15 protein-coding genes are annotated in these 14,360 nt (G+C 63.7%); 5 read left to right on the plus strand and 10 right to left on the minus strand.

Annotated features, from left to right (window positions below):
- Position 1: 1 nt before the first annotated feature.
- The 4 genes from narJ to J7359_RS13460 all read right to left on the minus strand — a co-directional run bounded on the left by narJ (position 2) and on the right by J7359_RS13460 (position 8,760).
- Entirely contained in the window at positions 2 to 703 is a 702-nt protein-coding gene (narJ, locus tag J7359_RS13445) for a nitrate reductase molybdenum cofactor assembly chaperone (RefSeq protein ID WP_209057321.1), read from the minus strand.
- On the minus strand, positions 703 to 2,229 hold the full coding sequence (gene narH, locus J7359_RS13450) for a nitrate reductase subunit beta (RefSeq protein ID WP_209057322.1): 1,527 nt from the start codon (positions 2,227 to 2,229) through the stop codon (positions 703 to 705). The genes narJ and narH overlap by 1 nt, the downstream gene beginning before the upstream one ends.
- Positions 2,226 to 5,972 carry a nitrate reductase subunit alpha gene (locus tag J7359_RS13455; protein WP_209057323.1) on the minus strand — a complete coding sequence of 1,249 codons (3,747 nt, stop codon included), beginning with the start codon at positions 5,970 to 5,972 and terminating at the stop codon, positions 2,226 to 2,228. The genes narH and J7359_RS13455 overlap by 4 nt, the downstream gene beginning before the upstream one ends.
- Before the next feature lie 64 nt (positions 5,973 to 6,036).
- Positions 6,037 to 8,760 carry an MFS transporter gene (locus J7359_RS13460; RefSeq protein ID WP_209057324.1) on the minus strand — a complete coding sequence of 908 codons (2,724 nt, stop codon included), beginning with the start codon at positions 8,758 to 8,760 and terminating at the stop codon, positions 6,037 to 6,039.
- A gap of 255 nt (positions 8,761 to 9,015) precedes the next feature.
- Between J7359_RS13460 and J7359_RS13465 the strand changes: the two genes are divergently transcribed.
- Complete coding sequence (locus J7359_RS13465; RefSeq protein ID WP_209057325.1) at positions 9,016 to 9,714, plus strand: cyclic nucleotide-binding domain-containing protein; 699 nt, start codon at positions 9,016 to 9,018, stop codon at positions 9,712 to 9,714.
- Positions 9,698 to 9,859 carry a hypothetical protein gene (locus J7359_RS13470; RefSeq protein ID WP_209057467.1) on the plus strand — a complete coding sequence of 54 codons (162 nt, stop codon included), beginning with the start codon at positions 9,698 to 9,700 and terminating at the stop codon, positions 9,857 to 9,859. The genes J7359_RS13465 and J7359_RS13470 overlap by 17 nt, the downstream gene beginning before the upstream one ends.
- On the opposite strand, the gene J7359_RS13475 is transcribed toward J7359_RS13470, so the two are convergent.
- Genes J7359_RS13475 through J7359_RS19950 form a run of 5 tightly spaced genes read right to left on the minus strand, consistent with a single transcriptional unit; the run spans position 9,843 to position 12,831 of the window.
- Complete coding sequence (locus tag J7359_RS13475; protein WP_209057326.1) at positions 9,843 to 10,508, minus strand: NnrU family protein; 666 nt, start codon at positions 10,506 to 10,508, stop codon at positions 9,843 to 9,845. The genes J7359_RS13470 and J7359_RS13475 overlap by 17 nt on opposite strands.
- Positions 10,509 to 10,519: 11 nt before the next feature.
- Positions 10,520 to 11,725, minus strand: a complete 1,206-nt coding sequence (locus tag J7359_RS13480) for an NnrS family protein (RefSeq protein WP_209057328.1) — start codon at positions 11,723 to 11,725, stop codon at positions 10,520 to 10,522.
- Positions 11,726 to 11,771: 46 nt separating this feature from the next.
- Complete coding sequence (locus J7359_RS13485; protein ID WP_247740386.1) at positions 11,772 to 12,380, minus strand: 5-formyltetrahydrofolate cyclo-ligase; 609 nt, start codon at positions 12,378 to 12,380, stop codon at positions 11,772 to 11,774.
- A 32-nt stretch (positions 12,381 to 12,412) separates the two neighbouring features.
- On the minus strand, positions 12,413 to 12,700 hold the full coding sequence (locus tag J7359_RS13490; RefSeq protein WP_348524386.1) for a hemerythrin domain-containing protein: 288 nt from the start codon (positions 12,698 to 12,700) through the stop codon (positions 12,413 to 12,415).
- Positions 12,685 to 12,831, minus strand: coding sequence for a hypothetical protein (locus J7359_RS19950; protein ID WP_247740408.1), 147 nt, complete (start codon positions 12,829 to 12,831; stop codon positions 12,685 to 12,687). The genes J7359_RS13490 and J7359_RS19950 overlap by 16 nt, the downstream gene beginning before the upstream one ends.
- 107 nt (positions 12,832 to 12,938) lie before the next feature.
- On the opposite strand from J7359_RS19950, the gene J7359_RS13495 reads away from it, so the two are divergent.
- Positions 12,939 to 13,352, plus strand: a complete 414-nt coding sequence (locus J7359_RS13495; protein ID WP_209057330.1) for an Rrf2 family transcriptional regulator — start codon at positions 12,939 to 12,941, stop codon at positions 13,350 to 13,352.
- On the opposite strand, the gene J7359_RS13500 is transcribed toward J7359_RS13495, so the two are convergent.
- Positions 13,331 to 13,663, minus strand: coding sequence for a hypothetical protein (locus J7359_RS13500; RefSeq protein WP_247740387.1), 333 nt, complete (start codon positions 13,661 to 13,663; stop codon positions 13,331 to 13,333). The two genes, J7359_RS13495 and J7359_RS13500, sit on opposite strands and share 22 nt — an antisense overlap.
- A gap of 121 nt (positions 13,664 to 13,784) precedes the next feature.
- On the opposite strand from J7359_RS13500, the gene J7359_RS13505 reads away from it, so the two are divergent.
- Both J7359_RS13505 and J7359_RS13510 read left to right on the plus strand, forming a co-directional pair.
- Positions 13,785 to 14,048: a hypothetical protein gene (locus J7359_RS13505; RefSeq protein ID WP_209057331.1), complete on the plus strand. Its 264-nt coding sequence runs from the start codon at positions 13,785 to 13,787 to the stop codon at positions 14,046 to 14,048.
- Positions 14,049 to 14,081: 33 nt separating this feature from the next.
- Complete coding sequence (locus J7359_RS13510; RefSeq protein WP_209057332.1) at positions 14,082 to 14,360, plus strand: hypothetical protein; 279 nt, start codon at positions 14,082 to 14,084, stop codon at positions 14,358 to 14,360.

The following is a 14,360-nucleotide window of genomic DNA, read 5'->3' on the forward strand; positions in this document are numbered from 1 at the left end:
ATCATGCGCTCCTGTTCAGGGATGTGGGGGCCGGCTTGTCCATCAGGGCGAGCATGTCGCGCACCTGCGGACATCCGGCATTCGGATCGGGTCCAAAGGTTACTTCCGTTTCCTCCCAGACGGCGTCCAGCGCCTCCAGGTCGGTGGGGTCGTCGTCCGGCTGCGCCAGCATGCCTGCCACCGCGTCCGTGTCGGCGTTCGCCCCGGCAAGCTGGGAAAGGGCGGCGAACGCGGCGTCATACCCGCTGCCGCGCCGCACCAGACGGGTGGCAAGCGCGTCGAGGATATGGGCCGCGTCCGCCAAGGTTTCCTTCGCCTCGGGCGAAGGACGCGTCGACAGGAATTCCAGCAGCACCGGCAGGTGGTCCGGCAGTTCCGAGGTGGCGGGCTCGAACCCGCCGCCCCTGTAGGTCTCGATCAGGCTGACCATCGCGCCGCCCCGGTCCCGGCTTTCGCCGTGGACATGTTCGAACAGGTTCAGCGACAGGGTGCGCGAGCGGTCGAAGAGCATGACGTAGTTTTCCTGAATATCGAACAGATCGCCCTGCCCCAACTCATCGGCAAGCGCCTGCAACGCCGCACGCGTGTCGGGCGCGATGCGGCGATCGGCACCCAGAACGGCCCCGATCTCGGGCATGGCGTCTTGCAGTTCTGCGCTAGGATAGCTGAGTGTCAGCGACAGCGCCTTGAGTGTACGGTCCATCAAAACGACTCCAACGGAAGGGCAAAGGACTTCTTCTTGCCGCCGAACAGGCTGGTCTTGCCCGTCTCGCCGGTGGAACAACCGTTGCCGTCTGTGAACCCGCAGCCGCCGCGGATGTCGGCGCCATGCTCGTTCTGTTCGCGGTGCGCCGTGGGGATCGCGAAGCGGTCCTCGTAATCGGCGATGGCCATGATCTTGTACATGTCCTCGATCACCCGGCCCGACATGCCGACACGGGCGGCGATGCCTTCGTCGCGCACGCCATCGACACTGAGCGCCCGCATGTAGAGCCGCATCGCGGACATGCGTTCGAGGGCGTGAACGATGGGATCCTCGTCGCCCGCCGTCAGCATGTTGGCGAGGTACTTGACCGGGATACGCAAGCTGCGCACGTCGGGCATCTGGTCGCTCATGGCGATCTGGCCCGCTTGCGCCGCGTTCTGGATCGGCGACAGCGGCGGGATGTACCACACCATCGGCAGCGTTCGGTATTCGGGATGCAGCGGAAACGCGACCTTCCAGTCCATTGCCATCTTCCACACCGGGCTAATCTTGGCTGCTTCGATCCAATCCTCGGGCACACCGTCGCGGCGGGCGGCGGCGATCACCTCGGGGTCATTCGGATCAAGAAAGACATCCAGTTGCGCGCGGTAGAGATCGGTCTCGCGCTCGGCACTGGCCGCCGCCTCGATCTTGTCGGCGTCATAAAGGATCACGCCCAGATAGCGGATACGCCCCACGCAGGTTTCCGAGCAGACCGTCGGCTGGCCGGATTCGATGCGCGGATAGCAAAAGGTGCATTTCTCGGATTTGCCGGATTCCCAGTTGTAATACACCTTCTTGTAGGGACAGCCCGAGATGCACATCCGCCAGCCGCGACACTTCTCCTGGTCGATCAGGACGATGCCGTCTTCTTCGCGCTTGTATATCGCGCCTGATGGGCAGGAGGCGGAACAGGTGGGGTTGAGGCAATGCTCGCAGAGCCGCGGCAGGTACATCATGAAGGTATTTTCATACTCTCCATAGATGTCCTTCTGCACCTGGTCGAAGTTGTAGTCCTGAGACCGCTTGGAGAATTCGCCGCCTAGGATTTCCTCCCAGTTCGGACCCTTCTCGATCTTCTCCATCCGCTCGCCGGTGATCTTGGATCGGGGGCGCGCGGTCGGGAACGCGGTCATGTCGGGCGCCGATTTCAGGTGGTCATAGTCGAAATCGAACGGCTCGTAGTAATCGTCGATCTCGGGCATCGACGGATTGGCGAAGATGTTCGCCAGAATGCGCCATTTCGACCCCTGCTTGGGTTGCAGCTTGCCGCTGGCCGACCGTGCCCAGCCACCGTTCCAGCGCTTCTGGTTTTCCCAGTCCGTCGGATAACCGGTACCGGGCTTGGTCTCGACGTTGTTGAACCAAGCGTATTCGACACCTTCGCGCGTCGTCCACACGTTCTTGCAGGTGACCGAGCAGGTGTGACACCCGATGCATTTGTCGAGGTTCAGAACCTTGCCGATTTGTGCGCGAACTCTCATTCCGCGGCCTCCAGTTTGACGGTTGCGGGCTGATCCAGCCAGTCGATCTTCTTCATCTTCCGCACGATGACGAACTCGTCGCGGTTACTGCCCACGGTGCCGTAGTAGTTGAAGCCGTAGGACAACTGCGCATAGCCGCCGATCATGTGCGTGGGTTTCAGAGTGGCGCGGGTCACCGAATTGTGGATGCCGCCGCGATTGCCGGTCTTTTCGGAACCGGGCGTGTTCACGATCTTTTCCTGCGCGTGATACATGAACAGCGTGCCCTGCTTGATCCGCTGGGACACCACCACCCGCGCGGTCAGCGCGCCGTTGGTGTTGTAGGCCTCGACCCAGTCGTTATCGACAAGACCCGCCTTTGCCGCGTCCACCTCGGACATCCACACGACCGGTCCGCCCCTGTTCAGCGTCAGCATCAAGAGGTTGTCGGTATAGGTGCTGTGGATGCCCCATTTCTGATGCGGCGTGATGAAGTTCAGCACTACGTGCGGGCTACCCTCGGCCGCGTCATTGTTGACGGCCGCGGTGATGGTCTTCAGGTCCACCGGCGGGCGATAGCTGACGAAGCCCTCGCCGAATGCCCGCATCCAAAGATGATCCTGATACAGCTGCTGGCGGCCCGTCAGGGTGCGCCATGGGATCAACTCGTGGACATTGGTGTAGCCGGCGTTGTAGCAGACTTCCTCGCTCTCGATCCCCGACCAGGTGGGGCTAGAGATGATCTTGCGCGGTTGCGCCGCGATATCGCGGAAGCGGATCTTGGTGTGATGAGCGCCCTCGGCCAGATGGGCGTGGTGGCGGCCGGTGGGTTTTTCCAGTTCCTCCCACGCCTTCACGGCCACCTCGCCGTTGGTCTCGGGCGCCAGCATCAGGATCATTTCCGCCGCGTCGATGGCGGTTTCCAGCTTCGCGTGACCCTTGGAAACACCCTCGTCTTGAACCACACCGTTCAGGTCGCGCAGATGACCGACCTCGACCTTGGTGTCCCAGGTGATCCCCTTGCCGCCGTTGCCGAGTTTCTCCAGCAGCGGACCGACCGAGGTGAACTTCATGTAGAGGTTGGGATAGTCCCGCTCGACCGCGATGTAATTCGGCGCGGTCTTGCCCGGGATCAGGTCGCATTCGCCCCTCTTCCAGTCCTTCACATGGGCCTGCGCCAACTCGGCGGGGGTGTCGTGCAGCAGCGGAAGCTGGACGATGTCGGTCTCGACCCCCAGCACCTCGGGCGCAACCTCGGAGAACTTCCGCGCGATCGACTTGAAGATCTCCCAGTCCGACTTGCTTTCGTAGGCCGGGTCCACCGCCGCCTGCAGCGGGTGGATGAAGGGGTGCATGTCCGAGGTGTTCAGGTCGTCCTTCTCGTACCAGCTGGCCGTGGGCAGCACGATGTCGGAATAGACGCAGGTGGTGGACATCCGGAAATCAATGGTCACCAGCAGGTCGAGCTTCCCCTTGGGGGCTTCTTCATGCCAGACCGCCTCTTTCGGCATGACACCGCCTTCCTCGCCCAGATCCTTGCCCATCACACCGTGATCGGTGCCCAGAAGGTGCTTGAGGAAGTATTCGTGGCCCTTACCCGACGACCCAAGCAGGTTCGAGCGCCAGACGAACAGGTTTCGCGGCCAGTTTTCCGGGGCGTCCGGATCCTGACACGACATTTCCAGATCACCAGACTTCAGCTGTTCGGCGACGTAGTCCTTGATCTCCTTACCGGCCTTCTTGGCGGCTTTGGAGACTTCGAGCGGGTTGGTTTTCAACTGCGGTGCCGAGGGCAGCCAGCCCATGCGCTCGGCCCGGATGTTGTAGTCGATCAGGGAAATATCCCAATCGCCCGCGGGCGCGGTCGGCGACAGGATCTCGCCCGCGCGCAGGGTTTCGTAGCGCCACTGGTCGGTATGGGCATACCAGCACGAGGTCGAATTCATGTGCCGCGGCGGGCGGTTCCAGTCCAGCGCGAAGGCCAGGGGCTGCCAGCCGGTCTGCGGGCGCAGCTTCTCCTGCCCCACGTAATGCGACCAGCCGCCGCCCTCCTGCCCGATGCAGCCGCACATCACCAGCATGTTGATGATGCCGCGATAGTTCATGTCCATGTGGTACCAGTGATTCAGACCGGCCCCGAGGATGACCATGGATTTCCCGTGGGTCTTTTCGGCGTTGCCCGCGAACTCCCGCGCCACCGCGATGATCTTCTCGCGATCCACGCCGGTGATCTTCTCGGCCCAGGCCGGAGTGTAGGGGCTGTCGTCGTTGAAATCCTTCGACACCCAGTCGCCGCCAAGCCCCCGGTCCAGACCGTAATTGGCGCACAACAGGTCGAACACCGTGGCGACAAGCGCTTCCGACCCGTCGGCCAAGGCAACGCGGCGGGCAGGAATGTTCCGGATCAGCACCTCGGGGTGGTCGCATTTGACGAAATCGCCCGTCGCGGCACCGCCGAAATAGGGGAAATCGACGCCCACAATTTCGTCGTGGTCGCCATCCATGATCTGACTCAGGCGCAGTTGGGCATCCGTTCCCTTGGCGCGTTGCTCAAGGTTCCACTTGCCCTCTTCGCCCCAGCGGAAACCGATCGACCCGTTAGGCGCCACGATCTGGCCAGAAGCCTCGTCATAGGCGACGGTCTTCCAGTCGGGATTGTTGGCCTCGTCCAGCTTTCCATCGAAATCCTCGGCGCGCAGCATGCGGCCCGGCACCAGATGTCCGTCGCGGTCCTCAAGCCGCACCAGCATCGGCATGTCGGTGTATTTCCGGGCGTAGTCCTCGAAATACTCCGCCTGCCGGTCCAGGTGGAACTCGCGCAGGATCACGTGGCCCATGGCCATCGCCAGCGCCGCGTCGGTGCCCGCCTGCGGGTTCAGCCAGATATCGCCAAACTTGGCGGCCTCGGAATAGTCGGGGCTGACCACTGCGGACTTGGTGCCGCGATAGCGCACCTCGGTGTAGAAATGGGCATCCGGCGTGCGCGTCTGCGGCACGTTCGACCCCCAAAGCATCAGGAAGCCCGCGTTGTACCAGTCGGCCGATTCCGGCACGTCGGTCTGCTCGCCCCAAGTCTGCGGGCTGGCGGGCGGCAGGTCGCAATACCAGTCGTAGAACGACATGCAGGTGCCGCCCAGAAGCGACAGGTAGCGCGAGCCTGCGGCGTAGCTGACCATCGACATGGCCGGGATCGGCGAGAAGCCGAACACCCGGTCGGGGCCCCAGACCTTGGCCGTATGGGCGTTGGCGGCGGCGACGATCTCGGTCGCCTCGTCCCAGCTTGCCCGCACGAACCCGCCCTTGCCGCGGGTCTTGGTGTAGCTGGCGCGAAGGATCGGGTCATTCTGAATCGCGGCCCAGGCGGCCACGGGCGTCATCGTCTCGCGCATCTTGCGCCAGGTCCGCATCAGGGCGCCCCGGATCAACGGGTTCTTCACCCGGTTCGCGGAATAGAGATACCAGCTGTAGGACGCTCCCCGCGCGCAGCCGCGCGGTTCGTGGTTGGGCAGGCCCGCGCGGGTACGCGGATAGTCGGTCTGCTGGGTTTCCCAGGTGACGATGCCGGACTTGACATAGATCTTCCACGAACAGGACCCGGTGCAGTTCACCCCATGGGTCGAACGGACGATCTTGTCGTGCCGCCAGCGGTTTCTGTAGGTGTCCTCCCAGTCGCGGTTCTCGCGGGTGGTCTGACCCCAACCGTCCGAGAATTGCTCCAGTTCCTTGCTCTGGAAGAAGTTCAATTTGTCGAGCAGATGGCTCATTGGGCTGTCCTTTCGGGTGTCTGGCTGCGGGCGGCGACCCACGCCGCCCGGGAATTCAACTGGATCATTCAGCTGGCTGGGCTGCGGTGCCCTGCGGTGTGCGACCATGCTCGATGTCGTGCAGCAGGCCGCCGGGGCGCGTGTAGACCGCCCAGGTGATGACGACGCAGAGCACGTAGAAGATCAGGAAGCCCCACAGCGCCCCCACGGCGGACCCGGTCATCGCGATGGACGTCCCGTAGGCCTTGGGGATGAAGAAGGCGCCGTAAGCTGCGATGGCCGAGGTGAAGGCCACGATGGCCCCGGATTCCATCGCGATCTGCCGCTTGCGCTCGTCGACACCCAGCTGCGGCATCAGGCGCGGGACTTCGCGGCCCATGATGACCGGGATCATCTGGAAGGTGGAGGCATTGCCGACACCGGTCAGGAAGAACAGCGCCATGAAGCAGACGAAAAAGCCGATGAACGATCCAAGCCCGAGGAAAGTGATCACGCCGAAGGTGGCCACGATCATCGCAGCGAAGGTCCAGAAGGTCACGCGACCGCCGCCGAACTTGTCCGAGATCCAGCCGGTGGCCGCGCGGCTCAGCGCGCCGACCAGCGGCCCAAGGAACACGTAGTTCAGGGCGTTTACCTCCGGGAAGGCCAGCTTGGTCAGCAGCGGGAAGCCCGCCGAATACCCGATGAAGCTGCCGAAGGTGCCGGTATAGAGGATGCACATCAACCAGTTCTGCTTGCGGCTGAAGATGACAGCCTGATCGGCGAAGCTGGCGCGGGCGTCGGCGATGTCGTTCATGCCCAGCCAGGCCGCAACGGTCGCGGCAAGGATGAAGGGCACCCAGACGAAGCCGGCGTTCTGCATCCAGAGTTGCCCACCGTCGGACAGGGTCACAGGCTCGCCGCCGATGGCTCCGAACACACCCGCCGTCATGACGATGGGCACCAGGAACTGCATGACCGAGACGCCAAGGTTGCCCAGTCCCGCGTTCAGCGCCAGCGCGTTGCCCTTTTCGGCCTTCGGGAAGAAGTAGCCGATATTGGCCATGGAGGAGGCGAAGTTGCCGCCGCCGAAACCGCACAGAAGGGCCAGGACCAGGAAGATCAGATAGGGCGTCTCGGGGTTCTGCACTGCGTAGCCGATGCCCATCGCGGGCAAGAGCAGCGAGGCGGTCGACAACGTCGTCCAGAGCCGCCCGCCGAAGATCGGCACCATGAAGCTGTAAAAGATCCGCAGCGTGGCACCCGACAGGCCCGGCAGGGCCGCCAGCCAGAACAACTGGCCCGGGGTGAAGTCGAACCCGATGGCGGGCAGGCGCGCCACGACCACCGACCACACCATCCAGACCGAGAAGGCCAGCAGAAGCGCCGGGATCGAGATCCACAGATTGCGGCGTGCGACGGCGCGGCCCTTTTCCGCCCAGAATTGTTGGTCCTCTGGCCGCCAATCCTCCAGCACGCGCGGCATGGCGGTGCGTTCGGGATGGTGAATATCATGCATCTCGGGTAGCTGTGGCAACTGGTCGAGCGCTTCACCATGCGCCGCACGCTCCATCGCGCGGATCGACAGGTGCATCCAGGTCAGAGCGATGGCGACCAGTCCGAAGAGCAGCGCAAAGCATGACGTATAGATTCCCGTGAGATCGAGGAGTGCGCCGAAGGCGATCGGCAGGACGAACCCGCCAAGGCCCCCGATCATGCCGACAAGCCCGCCGACAGCGCCCACGTGTTTGGGGTAGTAGACAGGAATGTGCTTGAAGACGGCCGCCTTGCCGAGGCTCATGAAGAAACCCAAGCCGAACAGCGTCACGATGAAGGGCCACAGACCCATCTGGGTCGAGAAGGCGATGGCACCGTCCTTGCCCTGGATGACGTAGTCCGTCGGCGGGTAGCTGAGCATGAACAGGAACAGCAGGGAAAAGCCGAAGGTCCAGTACATGACCCTACGCGCGCCGAACTTGTCCGACAGCACGCCACCATAGGCCCGGAACAGCGAAGCCGAGAGGCTGAACGAGGCAGCCGCCATGCCCGCGAAGCGCACGTCGATGCCATAGACGTCGATCAGGTAATGCGGCATCCACAGCGCGAGGGCTACGAAGGCGCCGAACACGAAGAAATAGTAGAGTGAGAACCGCCAGACCTGCAGGTTCTTCAGCGGCGCGAACTGCTGCGCCAGCGACGGGGCCTTGGCGCCCGTCCTGCGGCGTTCAACCAGTTCGGGGTCGTCCTTGGCCAGAAGGAAGAACAGCACGCCGATGATCGCGAGGCCCGCCGCCCAGACATAGGCGACACCGTGCCAGCCATAGGCGACCATCACGAAGGGGGCCACGAACTTGGTGACCGCCGCGCCGACGTTGCCCGCACCGAAGATCCCGAGCGCCGTACCCTGGTGGCCAGCGTCATACCACCGGCTGACATAGGCCACGCCGATGATGAACGACCCACCCGCGAGGCCAATGCCGAGCGCCGCGATCAGGTACATGATGTAGCTGTCCGCCAGTGTCAGCGCCCAGGTCGCAAGCGCGGTCAGGATCATCTGGCTGGAAAATACCAGCCGCCCACCGTATTTCTCGGTCCAGACGCCAAGGAACAGGCGGGTGATGGACCCTGTCAGGATCGGCGTGGCGACCAGCAGGCCGAACTGGGTGTCATTCAGACCAAGCTCGGCCTTGATGGCGACACCGATGATGGAAAAGATCGTCCAGACCGCAAAACAGGCGGTGAAGGCGATCGTGCTCAGGCTCAAGGCGCGTGTCTGATCGGCGCGCAAGGCTGTTGCTACGGTCTGCATGTTGGGTCTCCGGCAAGAATAGCGCTTTCACCCCTGCTTGGGGTTCAGTGCCAGACCTGATGCCGGAACGGCGAAGATGACTTGATCTAGATCACAAAATGGCGAAAATATAACGAAACAAATGGCTTACGTAAATATGTCATCCGGCGAGCAGCGGTAGATCAAAGACTGTTGCGGCGAAGGTCAGCTTCTTGGTTGACTTTTATCAATTCATTTGATGACACTTGTTAAGTGCGCAAAAGCAAGGGGAACGACATGCCCGATTCCGAACACCGGGATATTCGAAAACTCGATCTCTTTGCGCAGATGGCGGATGATAATTTCACATCCTTGATGCGGGGCGCCTATGTGCAGAATTTCCCAGCACAGATCGAATTGATCACTGAAGGAGAACCGAGCGATTTTCTTCATATCGTCGTTTCGGGCTCGGTCGATCTGTTTTCGACCTGGAATGGCCGAGAGACCAGCATGGCGACCGTCCGCCCGATCTCGACCTTCATTCTTGCCGCGACCATCAAGGATGCGCCCTATCTGATGTCGGCCCGCACGTTGGAGAAAAGCCGGATCGCGCTGATCCCCAGTCAGGACGTGCGCGCGATCTTCGACGCCGACGGCAACTTTGCTCGTGCGATCGTCACGGAACTGGCGCAGTGCTATCGCTCGGTCATTAAGGCGCAGAAGGATCTGAAACTCAGAACCTCGCTCGAGCGGCTCGCGAACTACCTGCTCAGGCAACAAAGGCACGCCGGCGGCGGGGCCGCGTTCGAGCTGGATTTCGAAAAGCGGCGGCTGGCCTCCGTGCTGGGCATGACCCCCGAAAATCTCAGCCGCGCCTTCAAGGGCCTGCAGCCCTATGGCGTTACCGTGACCGGCACCCACATCAGCATCGGCGATCAGGCGGACCTTGAGCGCTTTGCGAAACCAAATCCGCTGATTGATGACTTTTCAAGCTGAGGAACGAACAGATGACACGGCGGACGGGATAGAGGCTGAGGCGATCATGCAGGTGGCGATGCTGGCCATCGCTCCGCTTCGCCTGCCCCGTGCCGTCGCGGCGAAGACCTGGATCGAAGAACTGACGGTCACGGCAGCGGGCTGACGCCGAAGAGAACGGGATGCACCCAGATCAGCGCGGCGTAAAGGACAGTGCCGGCCACCAGCCGCGCCAGGGTGCCTCTTGACGCGCGCAAGAACAGAAGCGGCGCGCGCTTTTCAGCCGCGCGCAGGCGCTGCCATTCTGACCCCATCTCGCGGCGCTTGCGCCGGTCGATCAGACGGCCGCCAAGGACTGCGAAAGCGGCGAAAGTTCCGAACAGGATCACATGCGCCAGATCACCGTTCGGCACGACATGGGCCGCCGCCCAAAGCGCCAGGGCGGCAAGCAGCGGATGACGTGACCACCGGACGATGCCGGGCCGTGCCGGGTCGAACTGGTCGTTGCGTGCACCCCCGAAGGAGAATGGGTTGGGCCGCCCGATGGACAGCGCAAGGATCAGGCAGACCGGCCCCATGACCGTCAGTGGGACATGGACCTGCCATGGAGCCCAGCCCCACAGGGGCACATGCGGCGCACGGCCTGCCGCCCCGATCAACCAGGCCAGGACAGCAAGGGACAGGACGGAATAGGCCAGTGTGAAACCGGAAGCTCCAAGCCGCGCCTGAAACCAGGCCCGCAGCGGCGGTCGCACGGGCAAGGAATGCGACAGGAAGAACACGACATAAGCCAGGGCGAACTCGAACCATCCCATCTGCGCGCGCCTCAGACCCGCTTGGCCACGGGCGGGCGCAACAAGAGCGCACCGTAGACGACGGCAAAGCCTCCGAAGGCCGCGACCCAGAACAGCCCCGCCGCCATGTGCAGCCTGCCGGAGAATTCGGGCCAAACGCCGCCCGCAACCCGGGCAAAGACGGAGAGGATCAGCGCCAGATAGATCGCGACCGTCCCCGCCCCTGCCGTCAGCGCCTGCCCGGTATGACCCAGCGTCGCGCGGGTCATTACGGCCAGCGTCATCAGACCGATGGCGCCTGCCATCCAGAAATGCTGTGCACCGGCCATCCCGAAGGACCCCGGCAGCAGGATTTCCGCGGCAAGGGCCAGGGCACCCAGCGGCACGAAGGCATAGCCTGCGTGCAACACCGTCACCAACGGCTCGGCCAAGGTCCGATGCCCCGCCCAACGGGCCAATCGCAGGGCGTGCAACACGGCTGCGAGCGCAAGGACCAGCCCGGTCAGCGTCCCAAGAGGCAAGACGACCCACAGGCCAAGCGAGATCAGAAGGATCAGCAGCGCCATTTTGTCAAAGGACTGCATCGGCGGCGCGGGCAAGACGGTGCTGCGCCGTTTCACCAGCCAGTTGCGGGTGAAGGACGGCACCACACGGCCGCCGATCACGGCGATCATCATGATGCCCGCGCCAAGGCCCAGCCGCAGGCCGTGGCCCTGGGCCGCGTAACCGCCCTTCGCGGCCTCCCAATGGAACAGCGCGTTGCCGAGGATGAAGACCCCCAGCATCGCCAGCACGATCAGGTTGCGCCAGTTCTTGCCCGCCACGATCTCGCGCGCGATCAGCATCGCAAAGACCACCGGAAACGCCAGATCTACCATGGCAACCGGCAGCGCAGGCACGCTGCCCGAGACCGCAACCGCCACGCGGCCCATCAGCCACAGGCCCACAAGCATCCCCAGTCGCCAGCCGACGATCGGCAAGCGCCCCGTCCAGTTCGGCACCGCGGTCAGCAGGAAACCCGCGACAACGGCGCCCAGATAGCCGAAAAGGAATTCATGCGCGTGCCATGACACGGGGTCGAATGCGGTGGGCAGCACCACGTGCCCCGACAGCATCGGCACCCAAAGCGCCATCGCCAGCGCGGCGCAGACCGTCGCGCCGAAAAAGAACGGGCGGAACCCGAAGGTCAAGATCGCGGGTCCGGTCCAGGCGCGCATTCGTTCGGTGGTGGTGGTCATCGATGTGTCCTTGAGTCCGGCCTTGTTGCCGCGACGCCTTCCTCGGTCAGTAGGGGTCGAGCGGGATGTCATGGGGTTGCGGAAAGATCGTCGGCTGGCGGGCGGCGTTCAGCGCGATGCCAATGGTGATGGGGCGTGGTGTCGGCGCGGCCAGCGTCCGATCGAAATAGCCCCTACCCCAGCCCAACCGATAACAGTCGTCGATCCACCCCAGGCAGGGCGCGAGCGCGAAATCGGGCACCAGCATATTGGCATGGGGCGGGGGAACGGGGATGTTCCAGTCGCCGCGCACCAGTCTGGTCTCCGGTGTCAAGCGGCGAAACACCAGCGGCGCGGCGCGCGTTTCGACCACCGGCAGGGCGATGGTCACGCCCGCGCTTTGCAGATCGGCCAAGGCCGGGCGCAGGTGGGGCTCTCCCTTGATCGGCCAGTAGCCGGACAGGACGCATCCGTGCCTTGCCCCGCGCCCTGTCAGCTCCCTCTTCGGATGCCCCGCGACCCTGTCTGATATCTGCGCCCGCCCGGCCTGGCGCAGGCCCTCCCTCAGCCCGGCCAGCCGTTTCCGTTCCGCCCGGCGCCCGCGCGCCACATCGCGCACCTGCCCGGGATCAACGCCAAGCGGGTCGAAATACGCGGGATCGACCTCTGTCGCCATGCAAGGCGGCGAGGCATATGTCCCGCACTTGGTCATCTTGCCGGCTCGAACCGGGGTAAAAGCACGTCTTTCTCCAGCGCGATGTGCGCGGCCAGTTCGTCGAGCAGCGTCGCCGTGCCGCCATAAATCGACCGCCACGAACCACAGGCATGCTCTGGCGGTGTCAGATCACCTGTCAGCTTGCGGATCAGCGCGATGGTCTCGGCGTGATCGTCATGGTCGGCGCACATGACCGCAATGGGGTGTTCGATGCCCGCGCCGCCGCCCGCACGCATGGCCGGGAACAGGATCAGCTTTTCCTTGGTCATGTGGTCTTCCATCTCGTGCGCAAGCGTGGCCAGGGCACGAGCGAGGCCAGGCCAGCCCGGTGCATCTGGTGATAGTTGGTCAGGATGTGGTCGATCATGGCACCGGTTTCCGGCGACACTGCGGCGGTGGCATCGTCGTGCATGGCACATCCCCTCTGTGGTGTATCGTCGGAACAAGATGAATTGGCATTTTATTTACCGATTAGACCACAGTAATACGCATTGCAAATACCAAATCAGGAGCGCGACAATGCGCCTCACGTCCTTCACAGATTACGGGCTTCGCGTGCTGATGCGCATGGCGGGCACGCCGGATCGTGCCTTCACGGCCGCCGACCTTGCCGCCGAGTTCAGCGTCTCGCGCAACCATCTGGCCAAAGTGGTTTCCGCGCTTGCCGCGGCAGGTCTTCTGGAAACCCGGCGTGGCGGCGGGGGCGGTGCGATGCTGGCCCGCGCCCCCGAGGACATCCGGCTGGGCGATGTGGTAACGGTGCTGGAAGCCGATCAGGCGCTGGTGGAATGCTTTGCCTCCGGCACCAACACCTGCACCCTGACCCCGCAATGCCGGTTGAAGGCGCGGCTGGCCCATGCCGAGGCGGCCTTCGTGGCCGATCTTAACGGCAGCACCCTTGCCGATTGCGTCTACCGCCCGGAAAACGCCTGATCGGTCAGCAGTTGTCGGGCGACCAGCGCGATGCCGCCCCATAACGTGCTGCGAAGGGTCATGGCGAACACGGTGCGCGCCTCGAACGCGCCGCCTTGGGCGACATGCAGACCAAACGCCGCAAAGACCAACAGCGTTGCCGCGAAGATCGCCAGCGACAGGGGCCAGGACCATTGCCGCCCCTGCCACAGGCCAAGGTCCGCGACGACATAGACAAGCCCGGCCAGCGTGTTGAACCACAGAACGAACGAGACGTTCGCCCCTATCTGAAGCCCGCCAGGAAGCGTCGCCTCGCCCGAAACAACCGTCAAAAGGCCGAAGGCTCTCGCAACACCCCCCGCGACGCGCAGCAGTATATATTGCTTCGTTATCGAAACCGTCCTCCTGAGCTGTCGATAGCGCCGACTGCACCTCAAACAGTCGCAACCCCTCGTGCAGGAGCGAAGCGCCCCGCGCGCCGAGCGTCCAGCGGATGGCGATGCCCTGCGCAAGAGACATCAGCAGGATGGCGACATCTTCCGGGCCGACGTCGCGCTGCAGGTCGCCAGTCGCCTGAAGATCCCTTATCGCGGCAACGACGCGGCCCTGAAACGAGGCCAGAAGCCCGCGAAACACGTCGCGAAGCGCTTGATTGTCCACCTGCAACTTGCGCGAGAACAGGATCGACGACAGGACGTGCGTCTCGGATGTGGCTGACGGCCGGGCACCGATCAGCGGCTTCAGGCGCACATGCGGGTTGCTGGCCACGGACTCGGCTGCGGTCCAGTCATCCCGCAAACGATCCGCGATTTCTACGGCAACCGCCAGCCAGGGCGCACCCTTGGTGGGGAAGTGCCGAATGATCGCGGGCTGGCTGAGGCCAATGGCGCGCGCCACATCCGTGGTTCGCAGCCGGTCGGGTTCGATATCGCCGGCCAGTCACAGCACCTCGGCCACGGTCTGCGGTTTTCGTTCGTCCGCGCTCTGACGACCGACACGCTTCACCTCTCGTTGTCTGACATCAGATAA

It is taken from the genome of Paracoccus sp. R12_2 (assembly GCF_017744015.1).
In the GTDB taxonomy this organism is placed as follows: Bacteria; Pseudomonadota; Alphaproteobacteria; order Rhodobacterales; family Rhodobacteraceae; genus Paracoccus.

Excerpts from the sequence above, each read along its gene's own strand:
- narJ (WP_209057321.1), bottom strand. The coding sequence starts at position 703 with ATGGACCGTACACTCAAGGCGCTGTCGCTGACACTCAGCTATCCTAGC.
- narH (WP_209057322.1), bottom strand. The coding sequence starts at position 2,229 with ATGAGAGTTCGCGCACAAATCGGCAAGGTTCTGAACCTCGACAAATGC.
- J7359_RS13455 (WP_209057323.1), bottom strand. The coding sequence starts at position 5,972 with ATGAGCCATCTGCTCGACAAATTGAACTTCTTCCAGAGCAAGGAACTG.
- J7359_RS13460 (WP_209057324.1), bottom strand. The coding sequence starts at position 8,760 with ATGCAGACCGTAGCAACAGCCTTGCGCGCCGATCAGACACGCGCCTTG.
- J7359_RS13465 (WP_209057325.1), top strand. The coding sequence starts at position 9,016 with ATGCCCGATTCCGAACACCGGGATATTCGAAAACTCGATCTCTTTGCG.
- J7359_RS13470 (WP_209057467.1), top strand. The coding sequence starts at position 9,698 with ATGACTTTTCAAGCTGAGGAACGAACAGATGACACGGCGGACGGGATA.
- J7359_RS13475 (WP_209057326.1), bottom strand. The coding sequence starts at position 10,508 with ATGGGATGGTTCGAGTTCGCCCTGGCTTATGTCGTGTTCTTCCTGTCG.
- J7359_RS13480 (WP_209057328.1), bottom strand. The coding sequence starts at position 11,725 with ATGACCACCACCACCGAACGAATGCGCGCCTGGACCGGACCCGCGATC.
- J7359_RS13485 (WP_247740386.1), bottom strand. The coding sequence starts at position 12,380 with ATGGCGACAGAGGTCGATCCCGCGTATTTCGACCCGCTTGGCGTTGAT.
- J7359_RS13490 (WP_348524386.1), bottom strand. The coding sequence starts at position 12,700 with ATGGAAGACCACATGACCAAGGAAAAGCTGATCCTGTTCCCGGCCATG.
- J7359_RS19950 (WP_247740408.1), bottom strand. The coding sequence starts at position 12,831 with ATGCACGACGATGCCACCGCCGCAGTGTCGCCGGAAACCGGTGCCATG.
- J7359_RS13495 (WP_209057330.1), top strand. The coding sequence starts at position 12,939 with ATGCGCCTCACGTCCTTCACAGATTACGGGCTTCGCGTGCTGATGCGC.
- J7359_RS13510 (WP_209057332.1), top strand. The coding sequence starts at position 14,082 with ATGCGGGTTGCTGGCCACGGACTCGGCTGCGGTCCAGTCATCCCGCAA.